The sequence below is a fragment of the Daejeonella sp. genome (genome assembly GCF_030684675.1).
Taxonomy (GTDB): Bacteria; Bacteroidota; Bacteroidia; order Sphingobacteriales; family Sphingobacteriaceae; genus Daejeonella.
The window spans coordinates 147,975-163,565 of sequence record NZ_JAUXXZ010000043.1 but is presented as its reverse complement, the minus strand read 5'-3'; the positions used below and the strand labels follow the sequence as shown (position 1 = coordinate 163,565).

The following is a 15,591-nucleotide window of genomic DNA, read 5'->3' as shown; positions in this document are numbered from 1 at the left end:
TCAGCTTTAATGACTTTACTAACAGTGTAGCTCTCTTTTACAGGGGATGGTTTAATCTGCTACCTATCACCCAATAATATGCTCACTAACACCTACAATGTTGAATCTTTCAGCGCAGGGTTGCGCAACAAGCACTAGAGCACCGGGTGAAGATACGGTCTTCAGATCGGGCTTTAGCCCAAAACCTAGGCGACCAGAACGGATCAAATACCGGTGCTTCAGCGCCGGAATACCGATAAGTAATCCACATCTACCATTCACTAACCCGAATTTTTATTTTTCCAAAACTTTCAAATATTGTAGTCTAAATACCTGAAATGTCATTTATAAAAATAACTATCCATTGTGTTTGGAGCACGAAAAATCGAATTCCATTTCTAAAATCATCGGAATTCCGGAATGAGCTATGGGATCACATTCGCCATAATTCAAAAAAGAAAAATATCTATATAGATACCATAGACGGATATGATGACCATTGCCATTGTCTTGTTTCTTTAAAAAGCGATCAATGTATTAAGGATGTTCTGCAAATATCAAAGGGGAATCTTCGAGATGGATAAACCTGAGAGGGGGATTTACCAATTCGTTTGCATCAAAATTTGAATGGCAGGATGAATACCTGGCAATTTCTGTTTCTGAATCCAATTTAGCAATGGTAAGAGAATACATTAAAAATCAGGAAAGGCATCATCAGAAAAAATCATTTGAAGAAGAATATAAGGCTTTTGTTGAAAAACTGGGGTTCAATCAAATCAGAAGAGGTTAATGTTCTATCAATCGGGCTAAAGCCCAATGTAATTGTTCTTCAAATGTTGTAGAATATTGGGCTGAAGCCCGCCCGGATGAACTCCGTTCGGACTGGCCCGATAACGAACACACTCATTAACTCCAGCTAAAGCTGGAGCCTATTGAAAAATCCTACTGGGAATACATGGACACTAAAATAAAATTGCAGTTTAACTGTGACGATGCAAGGGTAAATTTATTGAAACTCTATTTGTTAATTAATGAGTGACATAATATTAGGGGACTATACTCCCGAACCGCTTTCATCTTGACTTTCAATTGCCCTTTTCTCCCGGCTTATCCCGGTGCTGACCCTGGTATCGTGAACACCGTCGATCAGGGATATATCCAGATCTTTGGTTTTATCTGAATGATGGATGGCTGTATCATCGATATTCTGTAAAGCCACATCATAAGGGCCTTTATTGCTCATCAGTTTTACAAAGACCGGCAGACATTCAAAGAGGATGAACAGAAAAGCAATGAAGGAAATAGCAAGATAATTATCCATATCGCGGCTGCCATCCTCATTATAGCTTAGCTGTCCCAAAGCCCTGTTCCTGTCGGCAAAACCGGCAACATTAGCCAGACTATCGAGCTGTTTGCTGCTGAACATTCTTTGTTGCGCCAGCCCTTCAAGCTCTTTCCGCTTGCTAAAGAAGGTATCCATCGATGCAAGTTCTTTACGAAGAAGTTCCAGTCTTAATTCTTTTTGTACAACAATTGATTCTTTTTGCTTGGCATAGGTACCGTAACCCGTAATACCGGATGTTTGATTCGTTTTATCGCCAAAAACTTCCTGGTTCAGAATGTATCTGGAACGGTTAATGTCCTTTTCCAAAGAATCTTTTTCTGTTTTAAAATTCGAGGTTTTCTGCAGTTCCTGTGCATACTTCTGGTCGAAAGTACGATTCAGGGTATCTATTCTGGCACGCTGCAGGTTCAGGTAACTTGTTTTTAACTGCTGCCGGATCTCCTTATCAAATATTTTGAGCTCCAGAGGCCTGGAGATCACGATTCCGATCATTATTGCCAGAAGTATTCTGGGAGTAGCCTGTAATATCTGATGCCAGGTTGTCCCGCTTTTACTGATACTGGAAACTATATAACGGTCCATATTGAAAATAGCAAGTCCCCATATTAAACCGAAAAGGAAAGCGAAAGGCACTGCAGTTTCAGTTCCCGCAAAAACGAAGTACATGGCATACCCTCCAGAAAGCGAAGCGAACAGAGCCGTAAAAAATATAGTGGCGCCTATGCCTACGTATTTATTATGCTCGGTAGGATACTTCAGAAGGGTGTCTCTATGTGCTCCGGAACAGAACCAAAAGAAATCAGTTAGCTTTTTCATTACATAATAAGACGTCCGGAAGGTCAATTTGTTACAGAACTCCGTCTATTAAACGCCCGAATGGATAAGATTGTATTATCATTAATATTTAAGAAAATCGTACCTTTACACTACAAATTAAAGCGATATGAAAGAAATCACAGTACAGGAGCTAAAGCAAAAAATCGACAATAATGAAGATTTTCAATTAATCGATGTTCGCGAGACTTTTGAATATGAGATGTCTAATCTGAATGGTCTGAATATACCACTAGCGGGTGTTATTCTTGAGGCTTCAAAGATCAGTAAGGATAAGCCTGTTATCATCCAATGCCGTAGTGGTGCAAGAAGTGCTGCAGCTTTGAATCAGCTTGAACAGCAATTGGGATATTCAAACCTGTATAACCTGAAAGGTGGTATTCTGGCCTGGAAAGCAGAGTACGAGCCAGATATGCAGGTATATTAATTCAATATGCTAAAAAAAGTCTTATTAAACATTTTTCTGAATGTGGCTATCATTGTTCTGGTGATGTGTATTGCATGGGCCGTGAAAAACTCTTTCTATCTTTATGTATTTGCCGGAATACCACCGCTTGCCATGCTGATTTATCTTAAATTCAGGCTGGTTAAGAGTGTCAGAAGTTTGACCAGGAAAAATCAGAAATAAACCGGGAACAACTCAAGACTTGATTAGTCCCAATCCCGGGGCATCTGATAAAACCCACTTCCCATCTTTAAATTCAGGGTCTTTATAGGGATTATTGCTGGTTAAGAATGGTCCGTCGAGATCTGCCCAGTCGCACAAAGGAGCCAGGGCAGCAGCAGCAAGAGTACCGCAGCTGGTCTCGCTCATACAACCAATCATGGTTTTCAATCCCAGTTCTTTTGCTTTCATGATTATGCGATAACCTTCGTGCATACCCGCACTTTTCATCAGCTTCATATTGATACCATGGTAAACCCCTTTGGCTTTTTCAACATCTGCAAAGCGTTGAACAGATTCATCACCTACAATTGCAACCGGACTTCTTTCGGTGATCCAGGCATTTGAATCAGGGTCATCTTTTGCCATAGGCTGTTCAATTAATACCACACCCTGTTCATGCAGCCATAAGACCATATCAAGACCCTGTTGCCTGTCTGTCCAGCCCTGATTAGCATCTACATACAGTGGTTTATCAGTTGCAGAACGAATAGTATTGATCAGTTCCTTATCATTATCTCTTCCCAGTTTTACTTTAATAATATGGCAATTTCCCCCTTCTTTAATTTTGCGAAGTAAAACTTCAGGGGTGTCAATTCCAAGAGTATAGGAGGTTGGGGGCATTTTAGCAGGGTCAGTATTAAAATATTTATAACAGGCCTTTTGTTCAATCTTACCCCGCAGATCCTGCAAAGAAATATCAATAGCTGCTTTAATATTAGGATTTCCGGGAGCAATACCATCCAGATAAGCAATCAGTTCATCAAAATTGAATGGGGCTTTAAGCCATGAAAGATCAACTTTTGACATGAACGCATTTGCAGTTTCAATATTCTCGCCCATGTAAGGCACCATCGATGCCTCCCCATAACCTGTAAAACCTTCATGACTAATTTCCATCAGCATGATCGGAGTAGAGGTACGTGAAAATTTTGCGATAGTGAAAGGGTGCCTCAGATTGAGTTCAAAAGGTTTATAACTGATCTTCATGAGAATGATTTATGATGCACGAAATAACGAAATATATATTATCTGCTAACAAATTTTTGTAGCCTGTGGGAACAATCTATTGATAAACCTGACAAATTGCAGGCAATTGCCTCTATAAATGATTTATATTGCACTATATTAAACAGCGAAGCTCGTGAATAAATTAATCAGGCTGATTAAGTATCATATCATCCTATTGGCTGCTTTTTCATTATTAGTTATATCCGCTTTCTATGTTTCGGAAGGAGGTGATTTAAGTACTCCTTTAGCTATTGCCCTTTATTATCTGATTTCTGCAGTACTTTTATATATTCCTTTGATATTGATTCTGACCTGCTTCAACTTTGTCATACTTGCTATCGGGCTCAAGACGTTTAAAGACCTTAAAAACCAGGCTGCAATATGCTTTTTGCCTGTTCTATTGTTTTCACTTTGGTTTATTTTCTCAAAAAACAGCAGCTTCGAAAGCTATTGGAAGCTCTCTGATTTTCAATTTTATATTATTACGGGGATTTGGATCATCCTCCTCTTAACAGGTATGATCATTTACTCCGGACTTAGAAAATATACTCTTGCTGCTTTTCTTCCGGCTATGGTTTTTACTTTATTGTTTTTTCTACAGAAGTATAATATTACCTCAAGACAATTGTCATTATCAAATTTTAATTTTAGTACAATGCTGGTTATTTGGACAGCTTTAAACTACTGCCTTTTGTACAGTTATCGTAAAATGATTTACTGCTTACAAAGGAATGTGACGCTTGAAGCAGTTGAGGAAATGTAATTGAGACCTTGTTAAAATGGAAAAATTAAAAATAGCGACCGCGCAATTCGAAAATAAAAGTGGCGATAAAGCCTACAATTTATCAGTGATTGAAAAGTTGGCAAAAGAGGCCGCCACAGGGGGCTCAAAAGTAATCACTTTTCACGAATGCTCAATTACCGGCTATACTTTTGCCAGAAAACTTTCAAGGGAACAAATGCTTGACCTCGCTGAACTCATCCCCGACGGGCCGAGCATACTTCGTTTGACTGAGATTGCAGAAAAATATGATATTACAATCCTTGCCGGACTTTTTGAGAGGGATATCGAAGGAAATTTATTTAAGGCCTATGTCTGTGTTGATAAAAACGGCCTGCTGGCAAAACATAGAAAATTACATCCCTTTATCAATCCGCATTTAAGTCCGGGTAACAGTTACACCGTCTTTGACATTCATGGATGGAAGTGCGGCATTTTGATCTGTTATGATAATAATGTCATTGAAAATGTAAGGGCAACAGTATTGCTCGGCGCCAATATCATCTTTATGCCGCACGTAACCATGTGTACTCCCTCTACCCGCCCAGGTGCTGGTTTTGTGGATCCTCAATTATGGTACAATCGGGAAAATGATCCAACCTCCCTTCGCCTTGAATTTGATGGTATGAAAGGAAGGGAATGGCTGATGAAATGGCTGCCTTCCAGAGCCTATGATAATGGAATTTATGCAATTTTCTCAAATCCTATCGGGATGGACGATGATCAGCTAAAAAACGGATGTTCAATGATTATCGACCCTTTTGGAGATATTGTGGCTGAGTGTCGAACCTTTGAAGACTCCCTGGTCAGCACAACTTTGATACCCGAAAAACTTAAACAGGCCGGTGGCTACCGTTATACTAAGGCCCGAAGGCCGGACCTCTACCGCAGCATATTAGGGCAGGGGCACCAGCCCGAACTAAATGTGGTATGGCTAAATTCTGAAGAAGATAAATGAGCGATTCTAATTGAACTAATCACGCCTGCTGGTATGATTGCGGATACTGCAGAATACCAAATCTTCAATATATTCAACCACCAGCTGTTCATTCTTGCTCTCACCAAAGTCTGTTAATGAAGGAAGGTTATGCATGAAAAATACCTGCAAATGTGCCATCTCAATAATCGTACTCGCAAGAGAACGGGGGTGAGTATAATTACTGTTGTATTCTAGTATAATTCCGGCAATCAAAGAACAAAGATCTTTATAAGGCTTGAATAATCTGTCCTTGTTATCCTCTGATACATGCTTAGTCAGATATGCTTTTGAGCCCTCGGCAATGATTATCTGATGCAAAAGACTCTCATTAACATACATTGTGCTGTCATCATCAACAACATTGGCTGCAAGAAGCTGGATCAGCTTTTTCAGTTTTATATTAGGGTCAGAAATATTATTCAGATGGAAAGTAACCCTGAATTCCAGCCAGCTCCAGTACCATGCTGTCAGATAAATCAGTAAACGATGTTTATTTTCAAAATATCTGTAAATACCTGCTTCGGTAGAACCAATCTCTTCTGCAAGTTTCTTGAAAGTAAAGGATTCAAAACCATTTTCCTGGATGAGCTGAATACTGAACTGAATTATCTTTCTTCCAAGTTCTGTTTGTTCGGGATTACGAACAAACAGTTTTTCATTCATCTTTATTTGAAGTTGTAATTCCATCGCTCTGATCTGTAAATCTTAAACACAAATTGCTTTCATTTATTTCTGCTTTGCAAAAATAGATAAAAGTTTTACAATTAAATGAAATAGTAATACTATCATTTAAAATATTAATGCTATCTTCGTATCGTTAAACTAAACAAAAGATTTAAAAAAATGGAATCAAGAAACATGTTTAAAGAAATAAAAAATGACCTGCCTGCCAGTATAGTCGTATTTTTTGTTGCAGTGCCTCTTTGTCTCGGTATTGCACTTGCATCAGGAGCACCGCTATTTTCTGGAATTATTGCCGGTATAGTTGGTGGAATTATTGTTGGAATTGCAAGCGGATCACCTCTGGGTGTTAGCGGCCCGGCCGCCGGACTGGCTGTAATCGTACTTACCTCGATAGCTGCACTGGGATCATGGCCTGCCTTTCTCCTGTCGGTAGTGATTGCAGGGATAATTCAATTAGCCATGGGATTTGCAAAAGCAGGTTTCATTGCTTACTTCTTTCCGACTTCTGTTATCAAGGGAATGCTTACCGGTATTGGTTTGCTGATCATTCTTAAACAGATACCGCATGCTTTGGGGTACGACAAAGATGCCGAAGGCGATGATGCTTTTTTGCAGGCAGATGGGGAGAACACTTTCTCTGCTATCAGCAAAGCTTTTGACCTGGTGACACCGGGAGCGGTTTTAATAGCAGCCATTTCGATTGCTATTCTGATCTTATGGGATACAGTTCTAACCAAAAAACATAAGATTTTCCAGTTAATTCAGGGGCCAATTGTTGTAGTATTTCTGGGTATTGTGATGAATTACATGTTCCAAAATGGAATGTTGAACTTTACCCTGGCAAGTGATCAGGTAGTACAACTTCCTGTAGCTCAAAACCTTGCGGAATTCTTCACACAGTTTACTTTACCCGATTTCACACAGCTCAGCAATCCGGAGGTTTACAAAATCGCAGTGGTTTTAGCAATTGTAGCGAGCCTTGAAACCTTGCTTTGTGTTGAAGCTACCGATAAACTGGATCCTGATAAACGGGTAACACCTACAAACAGGGAGTTAAAAGCTCAGGGATTAGGGAACATCGTGTCAGGATTAATTGGTGGATTGCCTATTACACAAGTAATCGTACGCAGTTCTGCAAACATCTCTTTTGGTGGAAAGACAAAAATGTCGGCAATTCTCCATGGCATTTTTCTCCTGATTAGTGCGCTGACAATTGCGGGTTTATTGAATATGATTCCACTTGCCAGTCTCGCAGCTATTTTGATTATGGTAGGATATAAACTGGCTAAGCCCGAACTTTTCAAGCAGATGTACCGCTTAGGTTGGGAACAATTTGTACCGTTCATGGCAACCATAATTGCCATTCTCTTAACTGATTTGCTGATGGGAATTACCATAGGAATGCTATTTGGTATATTCTATACCTTAAAACACAGTTACCGGAATTCGCATCATTTAAAAACCAGCTTAAATAAAGCAGAAGGAATACAGATTTATCACATGGAATTGGCAGAAGAGGTTTCCTTCTTTAACAAAGCGAGCGTTTTGAAAGCCTTAGATGAAATTCCTGAAAACTCAAAAGTGATTATCGATTGTACACGGTCTAAATCCATAGCACATGATGTCATAGAGCTGATCATTAACTTTCGGACAAATGCAAAAACCAAAAATATACAAGTAGAAACAGTCAATTTTATAGAACCACAAATTACAAGCTAAAAAAGATGAAAACACTAACTAAAGAATTACAGGAAGCCATTTCACCGGCTCAGGCGCTAGAGCTATTGATAGAAGGTAATAAGCGCTTTGTAAATAACCTCAAAGTAAACAGGAATTTATTACAGCAGGCTAATGAGACCTCAGATGGGCAGCATCCATTCGCAGTTATTTTGAGCTGCATCGATTCAAGAACATCTGCAGAACTGATCTTTGATCAGGGTCTGGGAGACGTATTCAGTGTTCGGATTGCAGGAAATATCCTGAATGAGGATATCCTTGGAAGCATGGAATTTGGATGTAAGGTAGCAGGTTCGAAGATCATCGTGGTATTGGGCCATACTAAATGTGGTGCAGTTAAAGGTGCCTGCGATCATGTTGAAATGGGTAATCTCACCTCACTTTTAACCAAAATCAGGCCGGCGGTAGATGATGAAACCACCGTGATTTCTCAGAGAAACTCATCCAATGCAGAATTTGTTGAAAAAGTTTCTGCAATCAATGTGAAACGTACGGTAAAAGGAATAATGGAAAGAAGTCCGATTCTCAAAGAAATGATCGAAGCCGGACAGATTGGTATTGTTGGTGGTACACACGATATCACTACTGGTGTAGTGGAGTTTTACAAGGACACCCAGATCATCAATTAATCTTTTATGCATATATAGTTCGGGGGTGATTCGGTAAGTTTTACCGGAGACACCCCGAATCTATTTGTGAACCAGTCCTATTTGCCAGACATTCACCTTTAAAACAATTTTCTGAAATTAGCCGCATGAAAAAGATACTTTTAGCTACCTTTTTAAGTCTTTTTACAATCGTTGCCTTTGCGCAGAGTACCAGAATAACTGACAGGAATACAATCGGCTGGCTGGCATATAGCGGAACTATACGATTAGATCAGAAATGGAGTCTCCACACCGAGCTGCAGCTTCGAAGGGATCGTCTGATTTCTGATCCCCAGCAAAACCTCATCAGAACAGGAATCAACTATACCCTGAACAATAAGCTTAGTTTAAGGGCTGGCTATGCCCTCGCAGAAACCTATAATTATGGCGACATTCCTCTCAATAACCTGGGAAAACAATTTACAGAACACCGGATTTACCAGATGGCTACATTAAACGATAAATCAGGAATATTTGAATTCAGCCACCGCTTCATGCTCGAACAAAGATGGATTGGCAGATACACAAACGCTTCATTAACAAAAGAAGATGATTTTGTGTTCTGGAACAGAATGAGATATATGTTCAGAACAAATATTCCGCTAAAAGGAAGAACTATTGCTGATAAAACCCCTTACCTGGCATTTTATGATGAAATTCTAATCGGATTTGGCAAAAACGTCAATGAAAATATATTCGACCAGAACAGGCTGGCAATCCTCCTTGGTTACCGACTTTCAGCAAAAGCCCGTATTGAAGCAGGTTATTTGAATCAGATAGCACAATTATCCAGAGAAGTTAACGGCAGGAATGTATTTCAGGATAATAAAGGAATTCTTTTGAGCACGATTCTAAATTTTTAGCTCATCTTATATCGCTAAAATTAGTTTTCATACATTGTAAAAATCTGAGATGAGTATTTTTTACTGAGTATTATCCAATATTGTCTCAGTATTCCCGTTAATTAGTAATTAGTTGTAACTACTTAGTTATTAAAGGGTTCACTACACGGCATATTATGAAAAAGCTCACATTAGTTTTTTGCATTCTGATCTTTTCTGGCATCTCCTGCAAGACACAAAAAAAACCCAGAGTACCAAAAATTGACGTTCCAATCGCAATAAATATTCAGGCCGAAAGCAGTGCGAATACAAATTATATCAACCTGGGTTATTACCGCTTTCAGCTGCTGAATGCAATAGAACAGTTTCAGAGTGTAAATTTTGTGCTTGTAGAACCAGATGAAAATCCGGAAGTAGTTCTCAATATTGATATTGAAAATTTTATGCTCTGGCCAAAAGATGAGCGGGTTTCCAGAAGAAGGGTAAGCCGTAACATTGTAGCAGGCACAGATTCAAACGGGAAACCTGTTTACCAGACAGTTACAGCAAGCGTTGATATTGTTCAGATCCAGCAAAGAACAAATGCGCGATTTAAAACATCCTTATCGATTAAGGCTGAACCGCCGGTAAAATTTCAAAAAACATTTGTCGCCAACTACAATTATGTAAATTCCTATGTTGATAATATTCAAGGTGATATGAGGGCATTGGATCCTTCAATCAGCATATCAAGAGGAATGATAAATGAAATTACAGAGGATGATTATATTCTGATTTTATCAAAACAGGAAATGATCCGTCGCATAGCCGATGAAATTCGAAAATTTTACGATTCGAAAACTAAAGTCCCCCAATAAAAATAAGCGGGTTTACTACCTTTGCCAGGCATGGCGATTAAATTGTACAAACCTTTCGAACGATTAAATTTCAGTAAACAATTCTGCTTCCTGAGCGGCGAAAAACTTCAGTCGGCTGAAGAGGAAATCACTGTATTTCCGCTCTGGCTGATGCAGGAATATGATCTTCAGGATAAGCCATTCAAACTTCTCGATGAAAGTATGTCGACTTACAGCGACATGAAACTACCCTGCTCAGGGAAAATTTATGAACAGGCTATAGAGCCCCTGGACGAAGAAATAAGAACTGCCTTTTTAGCAGGATATGATTCAGTTAAGCAATTACCCGAGTTAAGATTATTTCAATGGATTGCCAAAATGGTTTATGGCATTCTTTTCAATGAAATCCGCATTGGCATGATGCAGCAGAAAGCTAAAAATGAAGAGTTTATCCTCTCACAATCCCTGATTCATAAGTTTGGCAACCTTCATCTTATGCTTCAGTCGCTTATTCAACCAATAATATTTGAAGGTAATAATCCCTGGAGCATACGAGTCTTCAAACTTGAGAGCAGCAAGGACCTGTTCAACTACCGTGATGAGATTAATACGCTCACCTTCTCTTTAGCAATGAAGGATTTTGGAATCATAGCCTGCCTGCAGGATAATGGTACCAATGCGATTTATCACAAGGAAATTCTTTCAAAACTATTAGGTAAATCAATACATCCTGCACAATTGGAGGAAGTTTTCGCGCGGTTTTTTTATTCCAATTACCTGTTTAACCGCTTACCGGAATACACTATCATGCCAACCGAAGAGGCAATTTATATTGAGGCCATGCCCTTGCGGGGAATGAGCAATAAGCCACTTTTTGATTTCTGGCAAAATAAAACCTATGCCCAGGTATTGGAAAATTTCTGGAAACCATGGGGTATCCTCTTATTTGAGATTCTGAAAGATCCTGAAAATCCCCTGACATATCTTCTGAATAAAAATAAGGAGTTTATTCCGGCCGAATCTGTTGATTTGCCATCATAAAACTCTGTCTATCAATTTAATATTGAGATAGGTTTGTTTTAAACCAGGAAATCATCCTCCGGTTAGCTGATTAACAAAATAGCCAGCAATATCCGGGTAGTAAATAATTGTAAATAAAACTCCGGTCAGTGCACCGTAGAAGTGAGCATCGTGATTAATTGCATCTTTTGAATTACGGGAAGCATATACACAATAACCAAGAAACAGAAATCCGTACAAAACCGCAGGAATAGGAATGGGTATTGGGAAGATCATCATTTTATTCATTGGATAGAATAAAATATAGCTGAATACTACCGCACAAACAGCACCGGAGGCCCCAAGACTGTTAAACCAGAAATGCTCCTTATGCTTAAAAATAGAAGTGATATCACTCAAAATAATGCTTACAATGTATAATAATCCAAACTGAAAATGACCCCAACTACTCAGTGAAACAAAGGTTTTTTCAAGAGTGAACGCGAAGAAATAATAGGATAACATATTCACCAGCAGGTGTGGCCAGTCTTTATGAATAAGTCCGCTGGTAATCATACTATATAGTCGGCGCCCACGGCTTACACTGTAAGGGTGAAGCATAAATTTTCCATAAACCTCCGCATTCGAAAAGGCATAAATACTGGTAACAATCGTGAAAATAAAAATAATCGTAGCAACAGGGGTATCGTTAATATAAGTCTCCATCAATGTAATTCAATTTTAGCAGGACTGATTAAACGGCCTACCGGGTATCTCAAATGTGTTTTTTCGTAATGTTTTGAATTCCTGTACACCCAATCAAGTTGTGCTGATGGGCTTTGCAGCAATGCGGGATTTTTTTTCTTCTCTTCATCAAGCCTGGCTAACAATACAGGATCCTGCTTTATTAGTCGGGCTGCTTCATCCTCAAAAACATAATCAGAGAAATGTTCTTTCTGACCCAGCACTGAATCATAGAAATTCCAGGCAAAGAATGAATCTACACCCTGAGGTTCAAGGGTTTCAACAATATATCTGTTCTTTACCTGATTAGTATAAACGATATAATCGCCCTCGTAATATTTTACTCTTTGATTTTCAGTCCGAAGTTTGACCTGAGAATGAAGATAATGCCCCTCAAAGGGTTTACCAGGAGTCTTATAATCTTCAATATAATACATTTCCGATTCGATCTCCGTATCCGCGGCAAAGCGTTTCATCTGAACACCATTCAGTAGCATCAGATCAATAACCTTTTGCCAGGATTGCGGAATAATATAGGCTAGCGGTTTTTTTACTATCTCTGAAGGTAAATAATGATCAAATACACGGATGTCTTTTTCATAAGGCTCATTCTGATCATAATAGAGCCTTGACGTACCGCTAAGCTCACTGGTTTTATATTTGGCCTCGTAGCCTTTGAACCTGAACAAAGAAAAACTTTTATCATCCAATGTCCATTGCAGAGGAAATAAAACCTGGGCCCTGACATCCGCATCAGCTTTCTGCTTATTTTTGGCGATCAAATCCGCATCACGCTCTACAATTCCAATCACATGCTCCATAAACTTATAGGTTCCATCAACCCGCTGGTGATATGGTTTAAGCATATGTGTTTCGGGCATAAAACCAATGGTATTATGTAAGGCAGCATATCCTGTTGAATACCTTGCTGTCTCTAAAAAACCTGTAATTCCAGAGTCCGGAGTCTCTTCAATGCTATTTACATAAGGGGTCATTTCGAAGTTCGAAGCCTTCATTTTTTTGTACAGATCAGGTAGCATACGACTGCTTAAATATTCTGAAAGTACTGAATTGAGCTTGTCCTTCTGAGGAGCGATGAGCGTCATTATATACTGATAATCAGCGCCATTGCTCGTATGATTATCAATAAATACTTCCGGCTGCCAGGTATTAAAGATCGTTTGAAAGACTCTTGAATTTTTGGAATCACCTTTTATAAAATCCCTGTTGAGATCAAAATTCTGGTAATTTCCCCTAAAACCATATGACTCGGGGCCATTCTGATTAACTCTGGAAAGGCCTCTGTTCAGCATTCCATCAATATTGTAGACAGGGATGATACAGATCACTACATTTTGGGGGATTGAGTTCTTTTCCAGCAGCTTACGAACAAGTATCATGCTGGCATCTATCCCTTCAGGTTCACCCGGATGAATCCCATTATTAATCAATAGAATTCTTTTGTTTTGCTTTCTGATTTCAATGGGATCAAAGATTTTATCCCCCGAAAGAACAATCAGGTTTATTGGTTTTCCGATATCGCATTGCCCGCAATCGAAAATCCGCATCTGCTCATACTTTTTATCAAGAACCTGATAATAATTAATCAGTTCCTGATAGGTCGCAGTTAATTCCTTGTTTTTTTCAAAAGGACTTATCTGTGCATTTGCCATATGAAAACCATTAATTAAGATCAATAAAAGACTAAACCTTCTAATCATACCTGATCGACAAATATAAGATCAATACTCAAGCTTATCGATAAGATCGGCAAGATTCCTGTCCTTTTCTGTAATTTTAAAATCGCTTGTTCTTAGGCAGGCTTTTTAATATCAGATCATAAGAATGATCGATCATTTCCTTCAGGAGGGTATCCGTTAATCGTCCATTCATAAATACGGTATTCCAGTGAGTTTTATTCATGTGGTAGCCCGGTTGTACTTCCTCATATTCTTCCCGAAGCGATATTGCTCTTTCAGGATCGCACTTAACATTGAAACGATCCGGATTCTCAAGTCCGCAAAGCAAAAAGATCTTATCTGCTAACTTGAACACCAGTGTATCTTCACCGAAAGGAAAAGTTTCAGTAACTCCGGGCTTTAAAAGGCAATAATCTCTTAAACTTTCAATATTCATTTCGGGATGACAGGTTTGAATACTCTCTGGGCTAATCATTTCAACAATACGGTTGGTAATGATTAATTTCGCAGAGCCAATTATAAAATTAAGCAAAAATGACCTTAAGCGAAAATATAAGCTTTACTGTTACAGAACGATTTTTAAGATATACCGCAATTGATACCCAATCTGACCCGGCTTCTACAAGCTTTCCTTCTACCGAAAAACAAAAAAATCTAGGGGCACTATTAGTCGGCGAATTACTCGAAATGGGCTTGAAAGATGCCCATTTAGACCAGTACGGGTATGTTTATGCACGAATTCCGGGAAATACTGATAAAAAAGTGCCTGTCATTTGTTTCTGCTCACATATGGATACTTCTCCGGATTGTAGCGGAGAGAATGTAAAAGCTATTATTCATGAGAATTATCAGGGACAGGATATTATTCTTCCTGATGATCCTAACCAGATTCTACGCATGAAGGATCACCCTGACCTGAAAGATCAGATTGGCAATGACCTCATAACCGCGAGCGGAACAACATTATTGGGTGCCGATAATAAAGCCGGATTAGCCGAAATTATGGATGCGGCAAATTTTCTGATCACCCACCCTGAATATAAACATGGTGAAATCAAGATTCTTTTCACTCCTGATGAAGAAATTGGAAGAGGAGTTGACAAAGTTGATCTCAATAAACTTGGGGCGGATTTTGCTTATACAATCGATGGTGAAACTGTGGGTTCCATTGAGAATGAAACCTTCTCAGCAGATGGTGTTAAGATAATTATTCAGGGTGTAAGTGCTCATCCCGGGTTTGCCAAAAACAAAATGGAAAGTGCCATAAAAATAGCTTCGGAGATTATTTCGGCCTTACCAAAGGAATATCTTTCACCGGAAAACAGCTCAGGCACAGAGGGTTTTATACACCCTGTTTCTATAAATGGTTCGGTAGAACAAGCAAGCATTGAATTCATCATCCGTGATTTTAAAACGGAATTATTAAAAAGCCATGAGCTGATTCTTGAACAAATTGTACAGAAAATTTTGAAGGCTTATCCCGGTTCAGGATATGAATTTATTTTGGAAGAGCAATACCGGAACATGAAATCGGTTCTTGACCAATATCCACAAATTGTTCAGGCAGGAATAGAAGCCATTGAACGAAGCGGATTAACAGCCAGATTACAGAGCATCAGAGGAGGAACAGACGGTTCCAGGCTCTCATTCATGGGCTTACCCTGCCCGAATATATTTGCCGGAGAACATGCCTTTCATGGAAAACAAGAGTGGGTATCTGTTCAGGACATGCAAAAGGCTGTTCAAACTATTATCAATCTGGCATTGATCTGGGAGGAGAAGAGTTAAAAGCAAACATTCTAATAATTA

General features: G+C 39.0%; 16 protein-coding genes and 1 pseudogene. 11 read left to right on the top strand and 6 right to left on the bottom strand.

All coding sequences use genetic code 11. The features are described 5' to 3' along the window. Positions 1-317: 317 nt before the first annotated feature. A pseudogene (tnpA, locus tag Q8M41_RS18200) lies at positions 318-769 on the top strand (IS200/IS605 family transposase). Between the two features lie 264 nt (positions 770-1,033). On the opposite strand, the gene Q8M41_RS09475 reads toward tnpA, so the two are convergent. After that, positions 1,034-2,140 (bottom strand): DUF4407 domain-containing protein, encoded by a 1,107-nt coding sequence (locus Q8M41_RS09475; RefSeq protein WP_305365017.1) that lies wholly within the window; start codon positions 2,138-2,140, stop codon positions 1,034-1,036. Positions 2,141-2,267: 127 nt separating this feature from the next. Here Q8M41_RS09475 and Q8M41_RS09470 point away from each other — a divergent pair, with 127 nt between their 5' ends. After that, entirely contained in the window at positions 2,268-2,585 is a 318-nt protein-coding gene (locus tag Q8M41_RS09470) for a rhodanese-like domain-containing protein (RefSeq protein WP_305365016.1), read from the top strand. 6 nt (positions 2,586-2,591) lie between these two features. After that, positions 2,592-2,786, top strand: a complete 195-nt coding sequence (locus Q8M41_RS09465) for a DUF6358 family protein (RefSeq protein ID WP_305365015.1) — start codon at positions 2,592-2,594, stop codon at positions 2,784-2,786. A 12-nt stretch (positions 2,787-2,798) separates the two neighbouring features. On the opposite strand, the gene Q8M41_RS09460 is transcribed toward Q8M41_RS09465, so the two are convergent. Further along, a complete protein-coding gene (locus Q8M41_RS09460) occupies positions 2,799-3,812 on the bottom strand; it encodes a dipeptide epimerase (RefSeq protein ID WP_305365014.1) in 1,014 nt (337 codons plus the stop codon). A gap of 154 nt (positions 3,813-3,966) precedes the next feature. Between Q8M41_RS09460 and Q8M41_RS09455 the strand changes: the two genes are divergently transcribed. Together Q8M41_RS09455 and Q8M41_RS09450 are read left to right on the top strand one after the other, a co-directional pair. Continuing rightward, on the top strand, positions 3,967-4,596 hold the full coding sequence (locus Q8M41_RS09455) for a hypothetical protein (protein ID WP_305365013.1): 630 nt from the start codon (positions 3,967-3,969) through the stop codon (positions 4,594-4,596). A 16-nt stretch (positions 4,597-4,612) separates the two neighbouring features. After that, complete coding sequence (locus Q8M41_RS09450; RefSeq protein WP_305365012.1) at positions 4,613-5,572, top strand: nitrilase family protein; 960 nt, start codon at positions 4,613-4,615, stop codon at positions 5,570-5,572. Between the two features lie 15 nt (positions 5,573-5,587). Here the strand turns inward: Q8M41_RS09450 and Q8M41_RS09445 are convergent, their stop codons facing one another. Further along, on the bottom strand, positions 5,588-6,256 hold the full coding sequence (locus tag Q8M41_RS09445) for a TetR/AcrR family transcriptional regulator (RefSeq protein ID WP_305365011.1): 669 nt from the start codon (positions 6,254-6,256) through the stop codon (positions 5,588-5,590). A 180-nt stretch (positions 6,257-6,436) separates the two neighbouring features. Here Q8M41_RS09445 and Q8M41_RS09440 point away from each other — a divergent pair, with 180 nt between their 5' ends. The 5 genes from Q8M41_RS09440 (at position 6,437) to Q8M41_RS09420 (ending at position 11,380) form a co-directional block, all read left to right on the top strand. Continuing rightward, positions 6,437-7,996, top strand: a complete 1,560-nt coding sequence (locus Q8M41_RS09440) for a SulP family inorganic anion transporter (protein ID WP_305365010.1) — start codon at positions 6,437-6,439, stop codon at positions 7,994-7,996. A 5-nt stretch (positions 7,997-8,001) separates the two neighbouring features. After that, a complete protein-coding gene (locus Q8M41_RS09435; protein WP_305365009.1) occupies positions 8,002-8,643 on the top strand; it encodes a carbonic anhydrase family protein in 642 nt (213 codons plus the stop codon). Positions 8,644-8,768: 125 nt separating this feature from the next. Next, positions 8,769-9,524 (top strand): DUF2490 domain-containing protein, encoded by a 756-nt coding sequence (locus tag Q8M41_RS09430; RefSeq protein WP_305365008.1) that lies wholly within the window; start codon positions 8,769-8,771, stop codon positions 9,522-9,524. 155 nt (positions 9,525-9,679) lie between these two features. Continuing rightward, positions 9,680-10,360 (top strand): hypothetical protein, encoded by a 681-nt coding sequence (locus Q8M41_RS09425; RefSeq protein ID WP_305365007.1) that lies wholly within the window; start codon positions 9,680-9,682, stop codon positions 10,358-10,360. 30 nt (positions 10,361-10,390) lie between these two features. After that, positions 10,391-11,380, top strand: coding sequence for a hypothetical protein (locus tag Q8M41_RS09420; RefSeq protein WP_305365006.1), 990 nt, complete (start codon positions 10,391-10,393; stop codon positions 11,378-11,380). Positions 11,381-11,431: 51 nt separating this feature from the next. Here the strand turns inward: Q8M41_RS09420 and Q8M41_RS09415 are convergent, their stop codons facing one another. The 3 genes from Q8M41_RS09415 to Q8M41_RS09405 form a co-directional block, all read right to left on the bottom strand. Then, positions 11,432-12,064, bottom strand: coding sequence for a rhomboid family intramembrane serine protease (locus Q8M41_RS09415; RefSeq protein WP_305365005.1), 633 nt, complete (start codon positions 12,062-12,064; stop codon positions 11,432-11,434). Next, a complete protein-coding gene (locus Q8M41_RS09410) occupies positions 12,064-13,803 on the bottom strand; it encodes a M14 family zinc carboxypeptidase (RefSeq protein ID WP_305365004.1) in 1,740 nt (579 codons plus the stop codon). The genes Q8M41_RS09415 and Q8M41_RS09410 overlap by 1 nt, the downstream gene beginning before the upstream one ends. 76 nt (positions 13,804-13,879) lie before the next feature. Then, positions 13,880-14,314, bottom strand: a complete 435-nt coding sequence (locus Q8M41_RS09405; protein ID WP_370870466.1) for an MmcQ/YjbR family DNA-binding protein — start codon at positions 14,312-14,314, stop codon at positions 13,880-13,882. A 2-nt stretch (positions 14,315-14,316) separates the two neighbouring features. On the opposite strand from Q8M41_RS09405, the gene pepT reads away from it, so the two are divergent. After that, the gene (pepT, locus tag Q8M41_RS09400; RefSeq protein ID WP_305365003.1) at positions 14,317-15,570 is read left to right on the top strand and encodes a peptidase T; all 1,254 of its coding nucleotides are present in this window, start codon (positions 14,317-14,319) and stop codon (positions 15,568-15,570) included. Positions 15,571-15,591: the final 21 nt, after the last annotated feature.

Excerpts from the sequence above, each read along its gene's own strand:
- Q8M41_RS09475 (WP_305365017.1), bottom strand. The coding sequence starts at position 2,140 with ATGAAAAAGCTAACTGATTTCTTTTGGTTCTGTTCCGGAGCACATAGA.
- Q8M41_RS09470 (WP_305365016.1), top strand. The coding sequence starts at position 2,268 with ATGAAAGAAATCACAGTACAGGAGCTAAAGCAAAAAATCGACAATAAT.
- Q8M41_RS09465 (WP_305365015.1), top strand. The coding sequence starts at position 2,592 with ATGCTAAAAAAAGTCTTATTAAACATTTTTCTGAATGTGGCTATCATT.
- Q8M41_RS09460 (WP_305365014.1), bottom strand. The coding sequence starts at position 3,812 with ATGAAGATCAGTTATAAACCTTTTGAACTCAATCTGAGGCACCCTTTC.
- Q8M41_RS09450 (WP_305365012.1), top strand. The coding sequence starts at position 4,613 with ATGGAAAAATTAAAAATAGCGACCGCGCAATTCGAAAATAAAAGTGGC.
- Q8M41_RS09445 (WP_305365011.1), bottom strand. The coding sequence starts at position 6,256 with ATGAATGAAAAACTGTTTGTTCGTAATCCCGAACAAACAGAACTTGGA.
- Q8M41_RS09440 (WP_305365010.1), top strand. The coding sequence starts at position 6,437 with ATGGAATCAAGAAACATGTTTAAAGAAATAAAAAATGACCTGCCTGCC.
- Q8M41_RS09435 (WP_305365009.1), top strand. The coding sequence starts at position 8,002 with ATGAAAACACTAACTAAAGAATTACAGGAAGCCATTTCACCGGCTCAG.
- Q8M41_RS09430 (WP_305365008.1), top strand. The coding sequence starts at position 8,769 with ATGAAAAAGATACTTTTAGCTACCTTTTTAAGTCTTTTTACAATCGTT.
- Q8M41_RS09425 (WP_305365007.1), top strand. The coding sequence starts at position 9,680 with ATGAAAAAGCTCACATTAGTTTTTTGCATTCTGATCTTTTCTGGCATC.
- Q8M41_RS09420 (WP_305365006.1), top strand. The coding sequence starts at position 10,391 with ATGGCGATTAAATTGTACAAACCTTTCGAACGATTAAATTTCAGTAAA.
- Q8M41_RS09415 (WP_305365005.1), bottom strand. The coding sequence starts at position 12,064 with ATGGAGACTTATATTAACGATACCCCTGTTGCTACGATTATTTTTATT.
- Q8M41_RS09410 (WP_305365004.1), bottom strand. The coding sequence starts at position 13,803 with ATGATTAGAAGGTTTAGTCTTTTATTGATCTTAATTAATGGTTTTCAT.
- pepT (WP_305365003.1), top strand. The coding sequence starts at position 14,317 with ATGACCTTAAGCGAAAATATAAGCTTTACTGTTACAGAACGATTTTTA.